Annotated in this window: 19 protein-coding genes and 4 pseudogenes; 17 read left to right on the top strand and 6 right to left on the bottom strand. The window is 37.9% G+C overall.

Features of this window, described 5'->3' with window-relative positions:
• Window positions 1–121: pseudogene (locus tag I6F49_RS18740) on the bottom strand (IS3 family transposase); the annotation flags it as partial.
• 89 nt (window positions 122–210) lie between these two features.
• On the opposite strand from I6F49_RS18740, the pseudogene I6F49_RS18745 reads away from it, so the two are divergent.
• From I6F49_RS18745 to I6F49_RS18775, 8 genes and pseudogenes are all read left to right on the top strand, one after another.
• A pseudogene (locus I6F49_RS18745) lies at window positions 211–1226 on the top strand (transposase).
• A gap of 219 nt (window positions 1227–1445) precedes the next feature.
• Window positions 1446–1634, top strand: a pseudogene (locus I6F49_RS20425) (hypothetical protein); the annotation flags it as partial.
• 328 nt (window positions 1635–1962) lie between these two features.
• Complete coding sequence (locus tag I6F49_RS18750) at window positions 1963–2919, top strand: kinase (RefSeq protein WP_197181608.1); 957 nt, start codon at window positions 1963–1965, stop codon at window positions 2917–2919.
• 146 nt (window positions 2920–3065) lie between these two features.
• Complete coding sequence (upp, locus tag I6F49_RS18755; RefSeq protein WP_024591723.1) at window positions 3066–3695, top strand: uracil phosphoribosyltransferase; 630 nt, start codon at window positions 3066–3068, stop codon at window positions 3693–3695.
• Between the two features lie 9 nt (window positions 3696–3704).
• Complete coding sequence (locus I6F49_RS18760) at window positions 3705–4943, top strand: uracil-xanthine permease family protein (RefSeq protein ID WP_007580880.1); 1239 nt, start codon at window positions 3705–3707, stop codon at window positions 4941–4943.
• Window positions 4944–5087: 144 nt separating this feature from the next.
• Window positions 5088–6833, top strand: coding sequence for an HAD-IIB family hydrolase (locus I6F49_RS18765; RefSeq protein ID WP_197181609.1), 1746 nt, complete (start codon window positions 5088–5090; stop codon window positions 6831–6833).
• Window positions 6826–8046, top strand: a complete 1221-nt coding sequence (locus I6F49_RS18770) for a glycosyl transferase (protein ID WP_002958673.1) — start codon at window positions 6826–6828, stop codon at window positions 8044–8046. The genes I6F49_RS18765 and I6F49_RS18770 overlap by 8 nt, the downstream gene beginning before the upstream one ends.
• 55 nt (window positions 8047–8101) lie before the next feature.
• Window positions 8102–9880, top strand: a complete 1779-nt coding sequence (locus I6F49_RS18775; protein ID WP_197181610.1) for a sugar phosphorylase — start codon at window positions 8102–8104, stop codon at window positions 9878–9880.
• A 91-nt stretch (window positions 9881–9971) separates the two neighbouring features.
• Here I6F49_RS18775 and I6F49_RS18780 read toward each other — a convergent pair whose 3' ends face one another.
• Window positions 9972–12824, bottom strand: a complete 2853-nt coding sequence (locus I6F49_RS18780; protein WP_197181611.1) for a TonB-dependent receptor plug domain-containing protein — start codon at window positions 12822–12824, stop codon at window positions 9972–9974.
• Between the two features lie 571 nt (window positions 12825–13395).
• Here I6F49_RS18780 and I6F49_RS18785 point away from each other — a divergent pair.
• On the top strand, window positions 13396–13785 hold the full coding sequence (locus tag I6F49_RS18785) for a cytochrome b562 (protein WP_197181612.1): 390 nt from the start codon (window positions 13396–13398) through the stop codon (window positions 13783–13785).
• Between the two features lie 82 nt (window positions 13786–13867).
• Window positions 13868–14254, top strand: a complete 387-nt coding sequence (locus tag I6F49_RS18790; protein ID WP_197181613.1) for an OsmC family protein — start codon at window positions 13868–13870, stop codon at window positions 14252–14254.
• 62 nt (window positions 14255–14316) lie between these two features.
• On the opposite strand, the gene ykgO is transcribed toward I6F49_RS18790, so the two are convergent.
• Window positions 14317–14451 (bottom strand): type B 50S ribosomal protein L36, encoded by a 135-nt coding sequence (ykgO, locus tag I6F49_RS18795; protein WP_197181614.1) that lies wholly within the window; start codon window positions 14449–14451, stop codon window positions 14317–14319.
• On the bottom strand, window positions 14448–14714 hold the full coding sequence (locus tag I6F49_RS18800) for a type B 50S ribosomal protein L31 (RefSeq protein WP_197181615.1): 267 nt from the start codon (window positions 14712–14714) through the stop codon (window positions 14448–14450). Before I6F49_RS18800 ends, ykgO begins: the two co-directional genes overlap by 4 nt.
• Before the next feature lie 242 nt (window positions 14715–14956).
• On the opposite strand from I6F49_RS18800, the gene I6F49_RS18805 reads away from it, so the two are divergent.
• Window positions 14957–15226 carry a hypothetical protein gene (locus I6F49_RS18805; RefSeq protein WP_166421578.1) on the top strand — a complete coding sequence of 90 codons (270 nt, stop codon included), beginning with the start codon at window positions 14957–14959 and terminating at the stop codon, window positions 15224–15226.
• A gap of 330 nt (window positions 15227–15556) precedes the next feature.
• A complete protein-coding gene (locus tag I6F49_RS18810) occupies window positions 15557–16522 on the top strand; it encodes a sensor domain-containing diguanylate cyclase (RefSeq protein WP_197181616.1) in 966 nt (321 codons plus the stop codon).
• A gap of 67 nt (window positions 16523–16589) precedes the next feature.
• Here I6F49_RS18810 and I6F49_RS18815 read toward each other — a convergent pair whose 3' ends face one another.
• On the bottom strand, window positions 16590–17630 hold the full coding sequence (locus tag I6F49_RS18815; RefSeq protein WP_197181617.1) for a metal-dependent hydrolase: 1041 nt from the start codon (window positions 17628–17630) through the stop codon (window positions 16590–16592).
• Between the two features lie 150 nt (window positions 17631–17780).
• A pseudogene (locus I6F49_RS18820) lies at window positions 17781–18083 on the bottom strand (LysR substrate-binding domain-containing protein); the annotation flags it as partial.
• Between the two features lie 214 nt (window positions 18084–18297).
• On the opposite strand from I6F49_RS18820, the gene dkgB reads away from it, so the two are divergent.
• From dkgB to I6F49_RS18845, 5 genes are all read left to right on the top strand, one after another.
• Window positions 18298–19113 carry a 2,5-didehydrogluconate reductase DkgB gene (gene dkgB, locus I6F49_RS18825; protein ID WP_165728061.1) on the top strand — a complete coding sequence of 272 codons (816 nt, stop codon included), beginning with the start codon at window positions 18298–18300 and terminating at the stop codon, window positions 19111–19113.
• 78 nt (window positions 19114–19191) lie between these two features.
• Window positions 19192–19479 (top strand): putative quinol monooxygenase, encoded by a 288-nt coding sequence (locus I6F49_RS18830; RefSeq protein WP_166421581.1) that lies wholly within the window; start codon window positions 19192–19194, stop codon window positions 19477–19479.
• 431 nt (window positions 19480–19910) lie between these two features.
• Window positions 19911–20255, top strand: coding sequence for a hypothetical protein (locus I6F49_RS18835; RefSeq protein WP_166421582.1), 345 nt, complete (start codon window positions 19911–19913; stop codon window positions 20253–20255).
• A 26-nt stretch (window positions 20256–20281) separates the two neighbouring features.
• Window positions 20282–20440 (top strand): hypothetical protein, encoded by a 159-nt coding sequence (locus tag I6F49_RS18840; RefSeq protein WP_007378675.1) that lies wholly within the window; start codon window positions 20282–20284, stop codon window positions 20438–20440.
• A gap of 108 nt (window positions 20441–20548) precedes the next feature.
• Complete coding sequence (locus tag I6F49_RS18845) at window positions 20549–20953, top strand: hypothetical protein (RefSeq protein ID WP_002958658.1); 405 nt, start codon at window positions 20549–20551, stop codon at window positions 20951–20953.
• Window positions 20954–21185: the final 232 nt, after the last annotated feature.

Raw genomic sequence — 21185 nt, forward strand, 5'->3', positions numbered from 1 at the left:
TTAAACTTGTATAATGACTACCTTGGTCTGAATGAAACATCAGTCCTGTTGGTTTTCCTCTGCTTTCATACGCGAGTTCAAGCGCTTTTAGCGTTAAATTAGTATCTGGCGACAACGACATAAATCATAGTGACACCCATCTTAAATTTTGCACTTTTCGAAGTTAAAGGCTAGCCTTTGTTTAGTGCAAAAAAACAAGCAGGGTGTCTTATGGCAATCGCAAGAAAGCGTCAAGTAAGTTTGGTTGATACAAAATACTACCACTGTATTTCACGTTGTGTACGCCGTGCATTTTTATGTGGCGAAGACCGTTTTACAGGTCAATCCTATGAGCATCGACGAGGCTGGGTTGAAGATAGGTTGCTCGTATTAGCAAAAATATTTTGTATTGATGTATGTGCTTATGCCGTCATGAGTAATCATACCCATTTAGTACTGTATGTTGATGATAAAAAAGCGAATAGGCTGAATGATAAAGCGATTATTATTCGCTGGCATAAACTCTGTAAAGGCACCGCACTTACGCAAAAATATATGCAGGGTGAAAAGCTAAGTAAAGTTGAACTCATCTTTTTCAATCAAACGGTTAAGCAATACCGCGAGCGCTTAGCAAGTNCAATCAAACGGTTAAGCAATACCGCGAGCGCTTAGCAAGTATCAGCTGGTTTATGCGGTTGTTAAATGAAGATATTGCTCGCAGAGCAAATAAGGAAGATAACTGTACCGGCAGGTTTTGGGAGGGTAGATTCAAATCGCAAGCACTTCTTGATGAAGCCGCACTTGCAGCTTGCATGGCCTATGTCGACTTAAATCCCATTAGAGCTAAAATGGCTAACACACCAGAAGAGTCAGACCATACCAGCGTACAAAAGCGTTTAACATGCGCAAAGGATAGCAAACAACCAAAACAACTACTTCGCTTTGCAGGCGTGTCACGTCAAATAATGCCAAAAGGACTCCCGTTCGAGCTTAAATCGTACCTTGAACTTGTTGAATTAACAGGACGTTGTATACGAGAAGACAAGCGAGGGTATATTGAGAGTACACACTTGCCTTTACTAGAAAGGGTGAATATATCTCCAGAAAACTGGTTAAAGCTTACAACCCAATTTACTCGCGTATTTCATGGTGCAGTGGGCAGGCCAGCCTCGCAAGAAGGTTATTGTGAAAACTTAAAGCGAAAGCGGCGAGCGAATATCAGTAACTGCAAAAAGCTACTGGCATAAAACTTAGGCTACTCAATAAAACTATTCAGTAATAAATCACAACTGCACCATGCAGTCATTTTCATGTGTGCAATTTAGATTAAGAGCGCTAGTAACTTATTTGATGGATGAAATGAAAATAACCTGTCGATAAAAGATATATTATTAACCTACAAATTAAATTTAATGGCAACATTTTGTTTGTTCAATTAGAGTGGCTGTCTAGTTTAGCTGGTCTTTGAAAGTTCGCACTTACCCTTACTCGAAAGAGTGAATATATCCCCCGAAAACTGGTTAAAACTCACCACACAATTTACGCGCGTATTTCGTGGTGCAGTGGGCAGGCCAGCCTCACAAGAAGCTTATTGTGAAAACTTAAAGCGAAAGCGGCGAGCGAATATCAGTAACTGCGAAAAGCTACTGGCATAAAACGTAAACTACTCAGTAAAACTATTCAATAATAAATTACAACTGCACCATGCAGTCATTTTCATGCGTGCAATTTAGATTAAGAGCGCTAATGACTTATTTGATGGATGAAATGAAAATAACCTGTCGATAAAAGATATATTATTAACCTACAAATTAAATTTAATGGCAACATTTTGTTTGTTCAATTAAAGTGGCTGTCTAGTTTCTCAGTAAAAATTAAAACTGCAATTATGTAGCCATTTTCATACGTGCAATTTAGACTCATAGCTCGTAAAGAGTGGGTCTAATTTAAGCAAAGCAAAACAAACGGATAGTTATTTTTACCATGGCATTTTACATTCCTTTATTACAACCTCACTTTAAGTACATTGAAATTGGCGATACGCTTACATCACTTTGGAGTGGGTGTGGCAGTATTGTGCAGTGCCAGCTCGATGATAAAGCCTGTGTTGTTAAAGCGATTAAAATACCCAGCTATATACACCACCCTAAAATTAAGCAAAGCGAATTTGCGCTTGAAAGAAAGCAGTATTCCTATAGCGTTGAATACACTTTTTATAAGCTTTATAGCCAGTATTTACCAAAATATGCGCACAGTATTGAATGTATAAGTGCAATTAATAAAGACGATGAATACGCGCTGGTGTTTAAAGACTTCACCAAACATGGGTTTACTCAAGCGGGGCTACAAAATGTTAAAGCTATATTAAAGTGGCTTGCACACTTTCATGCGTTTAACTTAAGTAAACCCGCAGATGGATTATGGCAGCAAGGCAATTACTGGCATTTAAGCACGCGCCCAGATGAGTTTAATAAACTAAAAGATAACCTTGATAAAAAGTCCGATATTAAAAATGCTGCACATAAAATAGATGAGCAACTACAAAGTTGTGCGTACAAAACGCTGATTCATGGCGATGCAAAACTTGCTAACTTTGCAGCAAATGAGCGCGATGAAATACTCGGTTATGATTTTCAATATATAGGAGCAGGTTGCGGGATAATTGATGTAATGTATTTTATGACCAGTTGCTTAAGTGATGCACAATTACACGAAAGCGCTGATGAGTATTTTGCGTATTATTTTGATAATTTAAATGCTGCTATTGCTACTTATCACCCTTTAGCACCTGCCGATAAAATAGCTGACGATTGGCTCGCTTTATGGCCTGCTGCATGGGCTGACTTTTATCGATTTTTAGCTGGCTGGAGCCCTGAGCATCAAAAAATAAATAGTTATATGCAACAGCAAGTAAACAGCTGGTTAGCGATTAACATTTAATAAATAAAAAGGGTTGATGGCTTGCATAAATATCAAGCAAAACAATACATTTTGGCACGATGTATGAAAATCTCTTTAAAACTACAGGTCAAATGACCTTTTTTAATATAAAATACCGCAAATTCTTCTATCACTAGGTTTACATCATGGCTATTCACGTTATTTCTCACCCTCTTGTTCAACATAAATTAGGCCTAATGCGCGCGCATGGTATTAGCACTAAAAGCTTTCGTGAATTGTGTTCTGAAGTAGGTACTTTATTAACCTACGAAGCAACAAAAAACCTACAGTTAGAAGATAACGAAATTACAGGCTGGGATGGCAATAAATTAAAAGTAGAGCATATTAAAGGTAAAAAAATTACCGTAGTGCCTATTTTGCGTGCTGGTCTTGGCATGATGGACGGTGTAATGCAGTTATTACCAGCGGCTAAAGTAAGTGTGGTTGGTCTTGAACGTAACGAAGAAACTCTAGAGCCAGTACCATATTTTGAAAAGTTAGTAGGTAATATTGATGAGCGCTTAAGCTTAGTTATTGACCCTATGCTTGCAACGGGTGGTTCTATGATTGCCACAATCGATATGCTTAAAAAAGCAGGCTGTAAAGAAATCAAAGTAATTGTACTAGTTGCAGCACCAGAAGGTGTTGAAAGAACGCTTGCAGCTCATCCAGATGTAGAAATATTTACAGCCTCAGTAGATAGCCACTTAAACGAAAAGGGCTATATTATCCCTGGTTTAGGTGATGCGGGCGACAAAATATTCGGTACTGTTTAGGAGTCTTAAGTGCAAAATAATGACACCTTTTCAATAAAAACTATTTTAACGGGCGCGCAAATGCTGTTTGTAGCATTTGGTGCGCTGGTATTAGTGCCGCTTTTAACGGGCTTAGATCCTAATGTTGCGCTTTTTACCGCAGGCATTGGTACTTTGCTGTTTCAGGTAGTGACTAAAGGCCAAGTGCCTATATTTTTAGCTTCATCGTTTGCCTTTATTGCACCTATTATTGCCGCTGTGCAAATGTGGGGCGTGCCGGCCACAATGGGCGGCTTAATGGTGGCGGGTTTTGCTTATATGCTTTTAAGCTTATTAGTAAAATTTAAAGGCGTTGCAACGCTTCATAAAATTTTACCGCCTGTGGTTGTGGGCCCAGTAATTATGGTTATTGGTTTAGCGCTTGCACCTGTTGCTGTAAATATGGCGATGGGTAAAAGTGGCGACGGCAGTATTCAAATTATTGATTACACCAGCGCTATTTATATTTCGTTGTTCTCGTTAGTGGTTACGCTTATTTTTGCAGTGTGGGGAAAAGGCGTATTTAAGCTTATACCTATATTAGCAGGGGTTGTAGCGGGTTATTGTTTATCGCTCGGTATGGGCGTTGTGCAATTTGACGCAGTAACTAACGCACAGTGGTTTGCTGTACCAAATTTTACTTGGCCAGAATTTAAATGGCAGGCTATTTTGTTTATGGTACCTGTAGCAATAGCACCTGCAATTGAGCATATTGGCGATATGATGGCTATTAGCCAAGTAACCAATAAAGACTTTTTGAAAAAGCCTGGGCTTCACCGTACTTTGTTTGGTGATGGCCTTGCGACTTCTGCGGCATCATTATTTGGCGGCCCGCCTAACACTACATACTCAGAAGTAACGGGGGCAGTTATGCTTACCAAAAACTTCAATCCTAAAGTAATGATGTGGACAGCTGTTATTGCCATTATTTTAGCCTTTGTCGCTAAAATGGGATCTGGCTTACAGACTATACCTGTACCTGTAATGGGCGGCATTATGATTCTGCTTTTTGGATCTATTGCTGTAGTGGGTTTAAATACATTAGTTAAGTCGGGCGATGATTTAACAGCACCACGTAATTTAAGTATTGTTGCACTTATTTTAGTATGCGGTATTGGCGGTATGCATATTGGTGGCAGCCAATTTAGTTTAGAGGGCGTAAGCCTTTGCGCTATTTTAGGAATAGTACTTAACTTAGTATTACCAAAAGCAGAGCCTGAAAAAGTTTAATTTTGCACATTAGCTAAATAGATTGCACCATAATAGCGCATTTATAATGCGCTATTTTTTTAACCTATTAATAAATATATAAAAATAATAATGGTCTAGTACCTGCATTTAACTCCCAGACGCATTGTATGCAAAGGAGTTACTATGTCAGAGGCCAATATTGTGGATATAACCCCGTTTTTAGCAAAACACCAACTGCCTTTAAAGTATCAATATTTGAGTGAGCAATATTTTGTTCCGCTCGCGCATGACATCCTCGAATCTAAAAAAACAAATACTCCTATTTTTGTTGCCATAAATGGATGCCAAGGCTCAGGAAAAACAACACTCGCCGACTTTTTAGTTACCTGGTTTTCTAAAAACACACCACTTAACAGTGTTGCATTGTCGATTGATGACTTTTATTTAGCAAAACAAGTACGTACTGAGCTTGCCAAAGATGTACATCCTCTTTTTACTACTAGAGGAGTACCGGGCACTCACGACGTAGCATTAATGAATAGCACAATAACTAATTTACTGGCAGGAGAGGTAAACGTACCGCTTCCACGTTTTAATAAACACGAAGACGACTGCGTGCCAGCAAGTGATTGGCTAACAAACAAAAAGGCAGTTGATATTGTTATTTTAGAAGGGTGGTGCGTGGGCAGTGAGCCACAACCGCTGTTTTCATTGAGTGAGCCGCTTAACGAGTTAGAGCAACAGTTTGATAAAGAAGGCGTTTGGCGCCGCTGTGTAAATAGCTGTTTAGCAAACGAATACAAAGCCGTTTTTAACCTAATTGATTATACCGTTATGCTAAAAGCACCGAGTTTTAGTGATGTTTTTACATGGCGACAAGAGCAAGAACAAAAGCTAATAGCCAAAAAAGGTGAAGGCTCAGGCACCATGACTAACGAGCAATTGGTGTATTTTATTTCTCATTTTGAGCGCATTACGCGTGAGAACTTAAACACACTGAGCGCTAAAGCAAATGCGTTAATTGAACTTGATAGCAACCGCGATATTAGCGGTATGCACCTAACAAGTGACGACACACTTCAACCTATTATTTTTACAGATTTGGACGGCACACTACTCGATCATGCTGATTACAATACAAATAATATCAGTGAGTTATTACAGCAGCTACAATATGCACATATTCCTGTGGTGTTTAATACCAGTAAAACTTTTTGCGAAGTTATAGAGCTTAAAAACAATTTAAATATTCAACAGCCTTTTATTGTCGAAAACGGTGCAGCGGTATTTATTCCAGAAGACTATTTTGAATTAAAGCCAATTGGTTGTAAAAAAGTAGGCGCGTACTGGTGTTATGCAATGGCAAAGCCGTTATCTAGTTTATTAAAGGACTTAAATACTTTAAAGGCGGATTACAAAGCACATTACAAATTGTTTAGTGACTTATCGAGTGAGCAAATATCAGAGCTTACTGGTCTTAGCGATGCACAAGCAAGACGCGCACAAACTCGCGATTATTCAGACCCTCTTTATTGGTATGGCAATGACGAATTACTCACAGCCTTTGTAAATGACGTTGAAGCACTCGGCTACGATATAAAAATTGGCGGGCGCTTCATTCATATTGCCAAAAATACCGATAAAAGCGCTGCACAGCAGTGGTTAGTTAAACAGTTTACCCATCATTTCAGAAAGCCTCTCACGGTTATAGCACTGGGTGATAGCGATAACGATAAGCAAATGTTAGAGCATGCAAATATCGCCATTATTATCGCCAATCCGGCGAGTAAAAAGCCGGTTAAATTGTCGCACAACAAAGCACGATACTCTCAATCGCCAGCACCGCTGGGCTGGATTGAAGAAATAACATCGTTGCCGTGCATAAGCAGTATTTTAAGTATTTCTGAGGAGCAAACATCTCATGGCTGATTTTTATCAAAATGGCATTATTACAACATTACATAACATTGCCGACAGACCAATAGAAGATCTAGAAAAAGAGCTACTTACTTTTAGCAAGCAGCGCCCAATGGGATTAATACTTCCTTCGTTATTTAGTGAACTTGAAGGCCCTGCACTGCAAAATATAGTTAGCGAATTACGTGAAGTACCGTATTTATCACAAATTACTATAGGCTTAGATAGAGCCGACGAAGCACAGTACCGCCATGCACTTGGCTTTTTTAAAGAGTTAAACCAAAACCACAAAGTATTATGGAACGACGGCCCACGCTTACAAGCACTTGATAAAGAATTACAAGAGCTAGGCGTTGCACCGCGTGAGCTGGGTAAAGGCCGTAATGTGTGGTATTGCATGGGCTATAAATTAGCAACAGCGGAAGTAGAGTCTATTGCGCTGCACGATTGCGATATTTTAACCTATGATAGAAGCCTACTAGCGCGGTTAATTTACCCTGTTGCGCACCCGCGTTTTAACTATGAATTTTGTAAAGGGTTTTACCCGCGTACTGCTAATGGCAAAATTAATGGCCGTGTATCGCGCTTATTAGTAACGCCATTACTTCGCTCATTTAAAACTATTTTAGGTAATACAGACTACCTTGAATATATGGACTCTTTTAGATACCCATTAGCTGGTGAGTTTTCGTTTAGACGCGATGTATTAAACGATATTCGCATTCCAAGTGATTGGGGCCTTGAAATAGGCGTACTGAGTGAAATGTATCGTAATTACTCCCATAACCGCTTGTGCCAGGTAGATATTGCCGATAATTACGATCATAAGCACCAAGAACTTTCACTTGATGACCAAAGTGCAGGTTTGTCTAAAATGTCGATTGATATTACTAAGGCATTGTTTAGAAAGCTGGCAACACAAGGTGTTACCTTTACCAGCGAAACAATTCGCTCATTAAAAGCAACGTACTACCGTATCGGGCTAGATTTTATAGAAACGTATCATAACGACGCGCTTATGAACGGGTTAACACTTGATGTACACCAAGAAGAAAAAGCAGTAGAAATGTTTGCACAAAATATTATGGAAGCAGGGCAACACTTTTTAGAAAACCCAATGGAAGCGCCATTTGTGCCAAGTTGGAACCGTGTTGTATCAGCAATGCCAGACGTACTTGAGCGCTTAAAAGAAGCCGTAGAGCTAGATAACGAAGAATATAGTTAACCTGTACGCAGGTTAACTAGCCTATAAGTCTAAATAATAAATATTAGGGGCGCATGTGATTTCAGTTAGCGAATTATTTTTACAACGAGTAGAGCAACATCTTCATATTATTTATGAGGGAGTTGAGCTGCCTTTATCGGTTACTGAGCTTGCTCAGCAACTTATTAAAATTATATTAGGTAGCAATGCACTGCGCGACCCAACACCCCATACAAACCGATGGGATGAGCAAGATATAGTATTGATTGCTTATGGCGACTCTATTATTAAACACGATGATAGTGAATTTGCCGTATCGAGCCCAATGGAGGCACCGCTTAAAACACTACACAGGTTTATAAAAGAGCAATGTGATATGCAGCTAAATGCCCTGCATATATTGCCATTTTACCCGTACAGCTCAGACGAAGGCTTTGCCGTAATGAACTACGTGCAAGTTAACGAGTCGTTGGGTGATTGGGGAGATATTCAAAACATCGCTAAAGATGTAAAGCTAATGGCAGATTTAGTTATAAACCATTGCTCAAGCAGAAGCGTATGGTTTGAAAACTTTTTAAATGATTTACACCCGGGTAAAGACTACTTTAAAACGGCGAGCGTAACGGATGATTTAAGCCAAGTTGTACGCCCGCGAACCTCATCGTTATTAAATACGGTAACAACGCCAAGCGGCGAAAAGCACGTATGGTGTACGTTTAGTCACGATCAGGTTGATTTTGACTTTGGTAATCCTGATGTACTTAAAGAGTTTGTGGGAATAATTAGGCATTATTTAGACAATGGCGTGCGTTTGTTTAGGCTTGATGCGGTTGCATTTTTGTGGAAACAGCTTAATACAAGTTGCATTAACTTGCCGCAAACACATGAAGCAGTAAGGCTAATGCGAACACTTATTGAGCACGCAGAGCCCAGCGTAGTTATAATTACCGAAACCAATATTCCAAACCAAGAAAACCTATCGTACTTTGGTAACGCTAACGAAGCGCACAGTATTTATAACTTTGCATTGCCGCCATTGTTGCTACACACATTACTTAGCGGCGATAGCACAGCAATTAAACATTGGATGATGAGTATGCCGCCTGCGCAAAATGGTACTGCATACTTTAACTTTATAGCCTCGCATGATGGAGTAGGGCTCAGACCCATTGAAGGTTTACTACAACCCAGCGAAGTGGCGTCACTAGTAAGTACAACTATGCAGTTTGGTGGTCGTGTATCTATGCGTACAAGTAACGATGGCACACATACACCGTACGAGCTAAATATTGCTTTATTTGATGCACTACAAGGGACGCACAATGGCCCCGATAAGTTTGGCCTTGAGCGATTTATGTGTGCTCACGCAATTATGTTTGCACTTGAAGGTATCCCAGGGCTTTATATTCATAGTTTGTTGGGTACAACTAACGATTACGACCGATTTGAAAATTCACAGCATAACCGCGCTATAAATCGCCATCGGTGGCAAGAGTCAAAGCTATTAGCCGCCATTGGTGAAAAGTATAGTCACCATCATAAAGTGTTTAACGGCATAAAAAGCTTATTGGCAGTACGTAAAAAGCAGGGGGCTTTTCATCCTAACGCTACTCAGTTTACGCTGCATTTAGCGGGTGGGTTATTTGGTTTTTGGAGACAAAGCATTGACAGGCGGCAAAGCATATTTTGTGTTTATAACATTAGTGATAAGCCACAAACACTCACATTGGCTGACCTAAATTTGATTAATACTCAAAAGTGGTTTGATTTAGTGGCAGATAAAACAATTGAAGAAAGCCAATTAACAATAGAGCTTGAGCCGTATCAAAGTGTGTGGCTGAGTAATATTAAGTAAATACATAATAGGATAAAATAAAAACGCCCGATGAACTACATTGGGCGTTTTAATTACTTTACCTTAAATCCGTACTTGGATGGATTTAAACTTACATGCTATATGAAAAAGTAATGTAGCCAAAACGTCCAATATTGTCGTAGCTAGCGCTTCCGCTTCCATCACCACGTGTGCCATAAGGTAGTTCACGATTGAATAGGTTATCAACGCCCACTTTTAAGCCAACACCATTGTCAAAGTTATAACCAACTGTCATATCAGTAATTATGTATGTACCAAAAGTAGTTAAACTATTTGGGTTAGGGTTATCGCTTAAATCTTGGTCTGTGTATAAGCTTACTTCTTCGATATAACGAGTGCTTAAAGATGTGTATAAGTTCTCGTAGCTGTATTCTATATTTAAGTTAGCTTGCCATTGCGCTTCACCTGTAACGCCTGCATATTCAATGTAATCGCTAGGTTCATCTTGGAACGGGAACTCTTTACGTTCAATTAAGTATGTACCAATAAAGCGCGTTTTAAAGCTACCTTCAAGCGCATCAAAGTCGTAACCTAACTCAAAGTCAACACCAGATGCTTCTTGACCTGATACATTAAGTACTGAGTTTTGGATTAACGAAATTTCACTGTTTGCGTCACGTGTTATAAGGCTACAGTATTGATTAGAAATACCAGAGCCGCTATCAACACAACGATCTAGGATATCTTGTGCACTGATAGTTGAGATTGCATCTTCAAGCTCAATTTTCCAGTAATCGATAGTTAGTGTTGCGTTTTCAATAAACTCTGGTTGGTACACTAAACCAATTGTAGTACTGGTTGACTCTTCACCTTTCACATCGCGGTTACCACTTTGTAAACCTTCAAGTGTTTGTGAATCATAATCTGAATCAAAACCTTCTGGTACACCTAGTGCAGCACAGTTAGCACGGCGTGTACCACTGTTTTGTAAATCATTTAAGTTATCGGCCTGACAAGGGTCATCTACGCTGTAGAAAGTTTGGCTCGGTGCACCAAAAATTTCACCAATGTTTGGCGCTCTTAGCGCTTCTGATTGCGTTAAACGAAAACGAAGTTCATCGTTTAGAGTCCAATCAAGACCTAATTTCCAGCTAGTTGCATCGCCAATCGTGCTGTAATCAGCATAACGTACAGCAGCATCTAACACTAAGTCTTGAACAAATGGCATATCAGAAAGTAGTGGAATTGATACTTCTGTAAAAATCTCTTTTACGTCAAAGTCGCCTTTGTCTTCGCCAAGTGCATTAAAGAATGTACCTTCAGCATTATCTGGCTCTTTTGTTTCACTTTCTTCTTTACGGTATTCAACACCAAAAGCCATACCTACATAGCCTGCAGGTAGTTCAAACAAAGCACCATTTGCAAGAGATGTAGATACTACAGTTTGCGTTATTTCAGATGTACCCGTTGATACTGTATTAATGTAGTCAATTGCTGCATCGCTAGGTGCGCCAAAGCCCATGATATTTACAGGAACACAGCCTTCAGCTTGCGCTGCTTCACTTCTACACACAATGTTGCCATTTCCATCATCTACGGCATCAAGTGCATTAAAGTAATTAGCTTTGATCATGTTAGCGCCATTTACGCGTTCTAACTCTGTTTTACCTCTAACAATAGACGCATCTAAGTCCCAATCACTAAACACAGTACCTTTAAGACCAGCAACAAAGCGAGTCGTTTCACGCGTGTTACTTTCGATACGACGACCTAAATCTTTCATCATACGGTTAAGAGCAATCGACTCAACGCCTTTGCCTTCGTTAGCTTCTTGCATAAGCGCTTTTACGCTCGGATCTAAGTACGCATTATCAATTTTAATACTGTTATCTGGATCAAAGAAAAAGAACGCAGGCTGGCCAATACTTTCACCTTCACTGTTTACGTATTTGGCTTCAAAATAAGCATTTAGATCGTCAGTTACATCATAGTTAACTTTAAAATTTACATTGTAACGCTCAAATTTTGGTTGTATCTCGTCAAACTGAGCTAAATTAAATGAATCACAATTTGCACATGATAAACCATCAACATTATCACCAGTGTATATATCACGATGAGAACCATCTTGATTAAAGGTATTAACAAACCCATTACCTAAATCAAATACGCCCGCATTATTTAGCGCATAGTAACCAGCATTCGAAGTATAAATTTTATCTGGGAAATTAGGATCGTCTTTATTAGCATCAGTTTGTGCTTGGTTACGTAAGCTTCTATATGAGCCATCAGTCCAAGGGTGATCTAACGCATTTAAAGAGTCTTGTGCTGAGTACTCTACTGCAAAGGCTGCGTTACCACGTCCATCATTAAAGTTTTTACCATATGAAAAAGTAACCTTTTCATTATTGTAATCACTTAAATCTGAAACGCCTTTAGTTGCTGTAAAATCAAGACCTTCAATGTTTTCTTTTAAAATGAAGTTAACAACACCTGTTACTGCATCAGCACCGTAAACAGCAGAGGCACCACCGGTTACAATTTCTACACGTTCAACCCATACGCTTGGTATAGTATTAGTATCTACAGCTTGTGAGCCAGCTGAGCTTGATACATGGCGCTTGCCATTTACAAGTACAAGCGTACGGTCAGTACCCATGTTACGTAAATCAAGAATATTTAAGCCTGCAGTACCAATAAAGCGGCCTGAGTTTGCTAAAGAATATGTATTACCTAGTGCTGGTAATTTATTTAACGCTTCACCGATATTTACTGCACCGGTATTAAGAAGTTGCTCACCCGTAATTACAGTTACTGGTGCTGGTGCAATTGCACCTACTCGGCTGATTTTTGAACCAGTTACTTCAACTCGTTCCATTTTTTTATCATCAGCATCTGCTGCGAGAGCAGTATGCGATAAACCAATTGCACTTAAACAAAGTGCCGTTTTTATACAGCTTGAGAGCTGGTTATAAGATTTCATGTTATCCCCTAGATAAATTGTTTGTTTTTTTAAATCTAACTGCAATATAAACTTCATGTTAATAATTTTTGTATGCAGGATTTACATTGTGTACCCATATTTAACATCTGTAGGGTTGCAGGCAATCGGTTTTCGTTGAAGTTACAAAAAAACGGGGTGAGTTAATTGTTGAAATTAAATTAAAACAATGTGTTATAATGTTTCTGTTAACGTTTGGTTTGTGTTATTGGCAACGTGTATTTATTTTGTTTCAGTGTGTATTTGTTTTTGTCTTTGATTTTAAATGATATAAATTCAAAAAATATTTTTTTGTAGAGGTAAGTAATTGCTAAAAACGCAATTTAGTTTTTTTTATTTTTAATAACTGTAACGTTATGGTGAAGTTTGCTTTTGTAGTGAAATAGTTAAATTATTTATGTCATGACTTCAAAAGAATGTTAGCCACAGCTAACATTTATCTTTTAGTACTGTAAAGGGGCTTTACAGTAAATGCATAAGGCGCTTAAGTACCTGAGTTACTTTTATCTCTATAATTGATACAATTAGTCCTCTTTTATTTATAGGGTTTTTCATGAAGTATTTTTATTTAGCTATTACGTTACTATTTAGCTCGTTGGCTTTAGCCCAGCAGCCAGTCGATCTTGAAATAAATATGAAAAACACCGGCCTTGCATACAAACAAGCAGTGCAGGCTACACAGATAGACGAATTTAATACCGCAATCGATGAATTTATTAAGCTGGTTAAAGTAAGTAAAACAGCTAAGTTTTACAAAAAAGCTGAGCAGTCATTGCAGGGCCTTGATAAAGTGATTGCTCAAGCTGAACTTGCAAAAAAAGCAGCAAACGAGCAGGGGCTAAGTGCTGCAAAAGAACCACTGAAAAATATAGATAATTTACGTAAAAAATATCATGAGTTACACGAGCCTCCAGGGTTCTTTGAATTACTATTCGGTTCGTAAACCTAAACACTATGTATCTTTAGTAGTTACTTTTAATTAATTGCGTTAAAGGTATCTGCAGCAATAAATATAAGGAAACACAATGGAAATTTCAGTTTCAATGTTAGAAGGCCAAAAGCAAAGCGCTAAATTTGGCGACCTAGAAGTAATAAGCGATCAAAGTGTAAATGCTGGTGGCGGGGCTGAATTCCCTGAACCGTTTGATTATTTTTTAGTAAGTATGGTTTTATGTGCAGGTTTTTATGCGCGTAAGTTTTGTGAGCAGCGTGATATCTCAACGCAAGGTATGACGCTTACTCAAAATAACGAAAATGTAGATGACAACGGTAAAAAGCTATTTTCAATTGAGATTAACTTACCAGAAGGTTTCCCTGATAAATATAAAAAGGCGCTTATTGCAGCCGTTAATACCTGTACGGTAAAAAAAGTAATTCAGGCAGTGCCAGAGTTTTCGGTAGTGGTAAAATAGTCCCCCTAAATTAGGTAGCTTAAGCAAGCTACCTAATTATATGTTGAGCATCCCCGTTTAACTTATTTCTTTTTCATACCTTGCACTGCTTTAAAGCGTGGGTTGTTTTTACAAATTACAAATACACGGCCTTTGCGTTTTACAATTTGACACCCAGAGCGTTGCTTCGCACTTTTCAAAGAGGTTAATACTTTCATACATTTTCCTTTTTAGCCGTCGATAAACTTTTAAAACGACGATTAAACTGCGCAACGCGACCATCTGTAGCGGTAGTTTTTTGCTTGCCGGTATAAAATGGATGCGAGTCACTTGATACATCAATAGGTACGTATGGGTATGTATTACCGTTTATTTCTACTGTGCGGCTCGTTTTTATGGTTGAGCCAATAATAAAGTAAGAATCGGCAGCGGTATCGTGAAAAGCAACCACGTTGTAATCAGGATGAATATTTGGTTTCATAATACGCCTTAATAAATGATATGTGATAATGTATCATTTTAATTTAACGTATTTATTCTCCCATTGCAAATTATTTAAATGTTCCTCAAACAGGCTGTAATTGCTGGCTATTTGTGCAAACAAATCAAAAAATAAGCACTTGAATTAAAAATGCTGGCTATTGCCGTTTAGGCTGTTATAACTATATTTAAGAGTTAAAAACGTTAACAAATACGGTTATAAAGTTATTACAGAGGTTATGTATGAGTGACGCAACACAACAACAAGAACAAATTGATCAAGGGGTGATGGAAACCCTAAGAGAGCGCGACCACAGTACCTTGGCGCAGCAATTAAACCCTTTAACCTGCAACCATAACGATATTGTAGAATTATTAGCGCGGTATATGGCACTTAGTGAACAAGAAGACGATGAGCTGTTTGATGATTGGTTTGATAACCTAACTAAAGAGCAACATACTGTTTTAAAAGTGTTTGAAGTTTATCGTGGGCAATATGAACACCAAAATTAAAGTGTTTATTTTTGTATGTATGCCAAATCCAGTGGCTATTTAAATAAAACTAAATAGCCACTACTACTTTTTGTATTAAAAAGTAGCTGTGTTGTATCCAAGCACTAATCCCACCTGTTTTAATCATAATTTTTTGCGGATTGAACCTTATCTTTATTTAGGCATTACTCACTGATATTTATCAGTATTTATTTATTGCTATTTTTATGTAATGTTCTAGTTTTAAAGGGTAGGCTGTTTATAGTTTTGATAAGTTTATCGGATTATATACTCGAAAATATTCACTCCAATTTCGCAATTTATAAAACATTTAAAATTAATAGAGCTTTAATGATTAAACCTGAGATTCCAAATAACGAAGCTGAGCGATTACACGCGCTTAGAGCATTAAAAATTCTAGATACGTCGCATGAAGAGCGCTTTGATCGTGTTACTCGTATTGCCAAGCGTATGTTTAATGTTTCTATTTCATTGGTTACTTTGATTGACGAAGACCGCCAGTGGTTTAAATCAAGGCAGGGGCTTGATGCACCAGAGCTTCCTCGCGAAACCTCATTTTGTGGCCACACCATAAATCAAGACGAGTTATTAATAATCCCAGATACAGCAAAGGACGAAAGGTTTTTTGATAACCCCTTTGTTACTGGCGATCCTAAAGTACGCTTCTATGCAGGCTTTCCTTTAAAATTACGGGAAGGAGTCATTATAGGCACTTTGTGCCTTGCTGATAGTAAACCTAGACAACTCAATGATGAAGAAAAACAATTACTAAGAGATTTAGGCACGTTAGTCGAGCGAGAAATTCAATCAATTCAACTAGCCACAATTGATGAGTTAACAAGAATCTCTAATCGACGTGGCTTTTTAAACCTTGCCGAACATACGCTAAATGTCTGTAGGCGAAACAAAGTGTCAATGTCGTTTATATTGTTTGATCTCAATAAGTTTAAACAAATTAATGATATTTATGGACACCAAGAAGGCGATTTTGTATTAAATAAATTTGCACAAATTATGCTTAGTTCATTTCGTGATTGTGAAGTAATAGGTCGACTTGGTGGAGATGAATTTGTAGCGATGCTAAGCGACTCAGACGAGACAAAAGCAGAGTTTGTTTTACAAAGGTTTGCGGATGCAATAGAGCATGCTAATAATACCTTAAATAAGCCATACAAAATTGATTACAGCGTAGGAGTAACGCACTTTAAACACGATACAGATAAATCGGTTGAGGATATGATTCAAGATGCTGATGTTGCAATGTATCAGCAAAAAAAGCAGCAATCACTTGAGTGAGCTATTTAGTTTAATTGCCGCTTGAACTTAACTTATCCTACCAAGTTAGTACGAATCTGATATGGAGTTATTCGCTATTGCAGTCATTTTTTGCAGCGGGTGATGCTAAAGACACATTTGGTTGCCAAACTCTGTTCCATATTTTATGAAGATTGTTTAAGTTTGGTCTTTGACTTATTTTTTCAAAGTTACCAAGGCTTACTTCTAAATTATTTTTTTGACCCACTACAAAATTAAACACATAGTTGCATTCCATACCCATACGTAAATCAGAAAGAACAACATTACTTTGCTGTTGGCGCACCGAATAAAACCCTTTAGTAAACCACTGCAAGCGTTTTATAGCCCATTCATCGCTAATATTATTTAACAATGAAGGCGTTGTTTGATAAGCCGTTAAAGTAACATCGTTGGGCGCGTCAAATATTGATGCATAACCCTCATAGTATTGCCCGTCAGACATCACAACAATACGCCACAGCAAAGTGGTTAGCGGTGCAGGCGTACTAACATACGCATTTACTGGTATTTGCCTGTTATTGAGGGCCGTTTTTACCTTGTTATCAATATTTACTTTTAAAATTAAAGCACAGAATAAATATAGGCTACTTAAAACTAAGGCTGCTGTATTTATGCGATAAGCCGTTGCTGCTTTTATTTTGGGTATTAGCGTACATATTACGCCAATCAATAAAGGAAGCGTATAAGCGGGATCAATAATAAACACACTAGAAACCGCAAAGGGGTACTCAGTAAAAGGCCAGAGTAATTGTGTACCGTATACCGTTAAGCTGTCTAGTAAAGCGTGGGTAGATAAACTCAAAAACACCAGCCAAAACCAGCGTACTTTATAAGTTTGCATTCCCGCGTGTACTTTTAATATTAGCCATACAATAAGCGGGCTAATTAATAAATGTATTAATAACGAATGGCTAAAGCCACGGTGATAAGTAAATGCTTCTACAGATCCGCCATAAGGCAAAAATACATCTAAATCAGGGAGTGTGCCCAAAATAGCGCCCCACAAAACGGCTTTTCGGCCTACTTTGTTGCCTAATACCGCATATCCTACAGCACTGCCTAATGCTACCTGCGTTAAAGAATCCATTTGCTTAATACCTTTAATTACTACTTTTATTATTTATACTTTTTGATTATAAAAAACGTCAAAAAAGCGGTTAAAACATTTAATAAGCATATCAATATACAGAGCTTATAAACTAAGCCTAGGCTTTATAAAATCTAAAAACGCTGTAATTCAAGGTGATACCGCACTGTTTTTATAATACACGGCTTGTATAATTTCTCGGTTATTTGGCGAGCTAATTGCATTGGGTAACACTTCAACTAATTTACCTGTTTTTAGGTCATTGCCAATCATAAAGTGAGAAAGTAACGCAACACCTTGGTTTGCAATACACCGCTGGCGCACTGTTTCACCGCTGCTTGCGCTAAGCGAAAACGTAAATAAAGCGGGCTTTACTAACGGCCAGGTATTTAATTTAGGGGAGTCACTAAAACCAATTAACTTATGATTTTGTAAATCATCAATTTGCGCAATTGCTGTTACACGTTACAGCGGTATGCTTGATAAACGTGAAATTCAGCAAGTATAAAGTCTTAGCTGTTAAGGTTGAAACTAAAATTAATGACCTCATACCTGTTATGAGGTCATAGATTTTTAAGTGACAGTCGTAATAATAAGTAAAAGGTGTATTTCGTAAAGCTTCAGTGAAGTTTGTATTTCAAAACCGATTATTTTATAAGGATAAACCATGACACAACGTGTAATAGAAATGCCAGAACTCGGTATGGGAACATTCCGCTTAGAGGGCGACACTGCCTATAACTCAGTAAAAATGGCACTCGAAGTTGGGTTTCGCCATATTGATACCGCACAAATTTATGGCAACGAAGAGCAAGTAGGTCAAGCTATAAAAGACAGCAATATTCCGCGCAGTGAAATATTCTTAACTACCAAAGTGTGGAATAACAAATTAAATAAAAGCGATTTTATTCCAAGCGTTAAAAAGTCACTTGAAAAGCTACAAGTTGATTCGGTCGACTTACTGCTAATTCATTGGCCATCGCCTGCTAACGACGAGCCAATGAGTGAATACCTTACTGAATTATTAAAAGCAAAGCAGCTTGGTTTAACTAAGCACATTGGTGTTTCTAATTTCACTATTGCAAACTTAAATGAAGCAATGCAAACGCTTGACTCACGTGAAATATTTACCAATCAGGTTGAGGTACACCCGTACTTAACTAACACTAAATTGCGTGCTTTTTGTGCCCAGCACGACATTCATGTAACAGCATATATGCCATTTGTTGTAGGTAAGGTGCTTAAAGATCAAACCATTATCGATATTGCTAAAAAGCATGATGCAAGCCCGGCACAAGTTGTTTTAGCATGGGTTAACGCCAATGGCATGACGACAATTCCATCATCAACTAAGCGTAAAAACTTGGAAGATAACTTTAACGACCATGTTAAATTAGATGATGAAGACATAGCCCGCATTGATGGCTTAGATTGTGGCGACCGACAAGCAACACCAGACTTTGCGCCGCAGTGGGATCAGTAAACTTACCTCAAACGCAAAGTTAAATTAAATATTTTAAGGTGTAGATTATCTACACCTTAACTTTTATAAGGAATACACATGTTAACGGTTATAGCTGCACTATCGTGCAAAAATGTTGATGCAGATGTAATGCTTACAGCACTTGAAAACTTACAAAAGTCATCGCGCCAAGAAGTAGGGTGCTTACGTTATGAATTATCGGTAAAAAGTGATGCTGAGCATACTGACTATGTAGTTAGCGAACAATGGGCGTCTGATGAGCACTTTGAAGCGCATAAAAACGAGCCACACTTTAAAGCGTTTGGTACGCAGGTTACTGGGCTTTTAACCAATAGTAGTATTGATGTATATAGATCAATTGGTTAAGCGTTTTTATACCACCTAGCTAAATTACATATAACCAAGTAAATACTCAAACAGGTGCTGTTAACTTACATCACCTTTTATCCTCAGCCCAGCCGACCTAAATACTTAATTCCCCCAATATATCAATGAAACCTAATAGGACTCTTTCTTGTTAATTCGCAGTGTGGCGAAATCTAAAATGCTCCATAAAATTATTAAAAGTCGTTTTTTGTATCACAAATTACTCTAATAAATGGCTTATTTAATTTATTGTTTACATTAAAGTTCTCTGGTGTAAATATAGAAACACTAACAGGCACTGTTAAGTGCCTTAGCGCATGGAAAGTATAGTGAACGATGTAACATCAATCACTAGAAAATTGCTAGCTGAAAAATCACAGCCAATAAAGCCTTAATAGCTTTAAGCTGTATCAATTTATATGGAGATAATAATGAAAAAATTAATGGCAATAGTAGCGTTTTTAGGCTTTGTCTCATTTGCACAAGCTAATGATAGTTTTGTAGTGAACGCTAAATTTTATGATAATAAAAACCTAATTGGCTCACCTACTTTAGTAGTAAATTCAAACGAAGAGGCATCAGTTTCAGTTGATAATTCCTATAGCTTTGCCCTTACACTAACGCCAATTGATGACTCGACCGTAAGCTTAGCAACCGACCTGAAATTAGGTGAAAAACATATGGCACCTTCTTTAGTCGTTGAGCTGGGCAAAGAAGCAAGCATAAATATTGATGGTAAAGAGTTTTCAGTTTTAGTAAATAAATCAAGCAGCTAATAAGTTAGAATCGAGGAATATAATTAATGAGAAACTCAAGAAATGAAATAGTAAAATATGGAGTCTCTTTTGGTACAGCCCTAGCAATTGCCATTTCATGGAGTGCTAACGAGTCTGTGTTATGGGCAATCTTGCATGGTTTTTTATCTTGGTTTTATGTTATTTGGCATGTAATTACGCGATAAATTTTTCGCGCTTGCACTGATTGATTACGTTTACAGCGGTAAATGTTAATAGTCGAGCAATTACCATTTAAAATGATTAATTTAAAAATATAAAAGGAATAATTAATAATGAAAGGTGCGGGTGGAAGCTCTGGTGGTATTGGGCATTTTTTTATCGGTTTGATTATGATGTGCGGCGGCTTTTATATGCTGCTAAACGCAATTTCGGTAACCTCTAATTTTGGACTAAGTTCTCGTATTTATAGTGTTAATGCTTTAGGTGGCTTTGGCGTTACAGGCGGCATGGTTATGATCCCGTTTATTTTTGGTGTGGGTCTGATTTTTTATAATTCTAAAAACATTTTAGGCTGGGTGCTATCGCTAGGATCGTTAACCGCACTAATATTTGGCGTTATATCGAGTGTTCGATTTAGCATGCGGACTATGACGTCGTTTGATTTGATTGTTATTATAATTTTAGCGTTTGGCGGCTTAGGGCTGTTTTTACGATCGCTTAAATCTATTGATACTTAAATAATTACCACGCTTTGTTTTAAATACAATTTTAATTATAGGCATTTAACATTATGTTCTAATGCCTAAACTAGCACATTAATAATGTAATCCTTCCTATTTACTGCTTAACCAGGGCAAGATCATGAACTTTCCATTTTGAGCCAAGTGTGATCAAATAGGCTTCTAATTCATAGGAGTCTCAAATGTTATCTGCCTTTAATGAACATTTTTCACCAATCCCTGATCATCG

It is taken from the genome of Pseudoalteromonas sp. SWN166 (genome assembly GCF_015864485.1).
GTDB lineage: Bacteria > Pseudomonadota > Gammaproteobacteria > Enterobacterales > Alteromonadaceae > Pseudoalteromonas.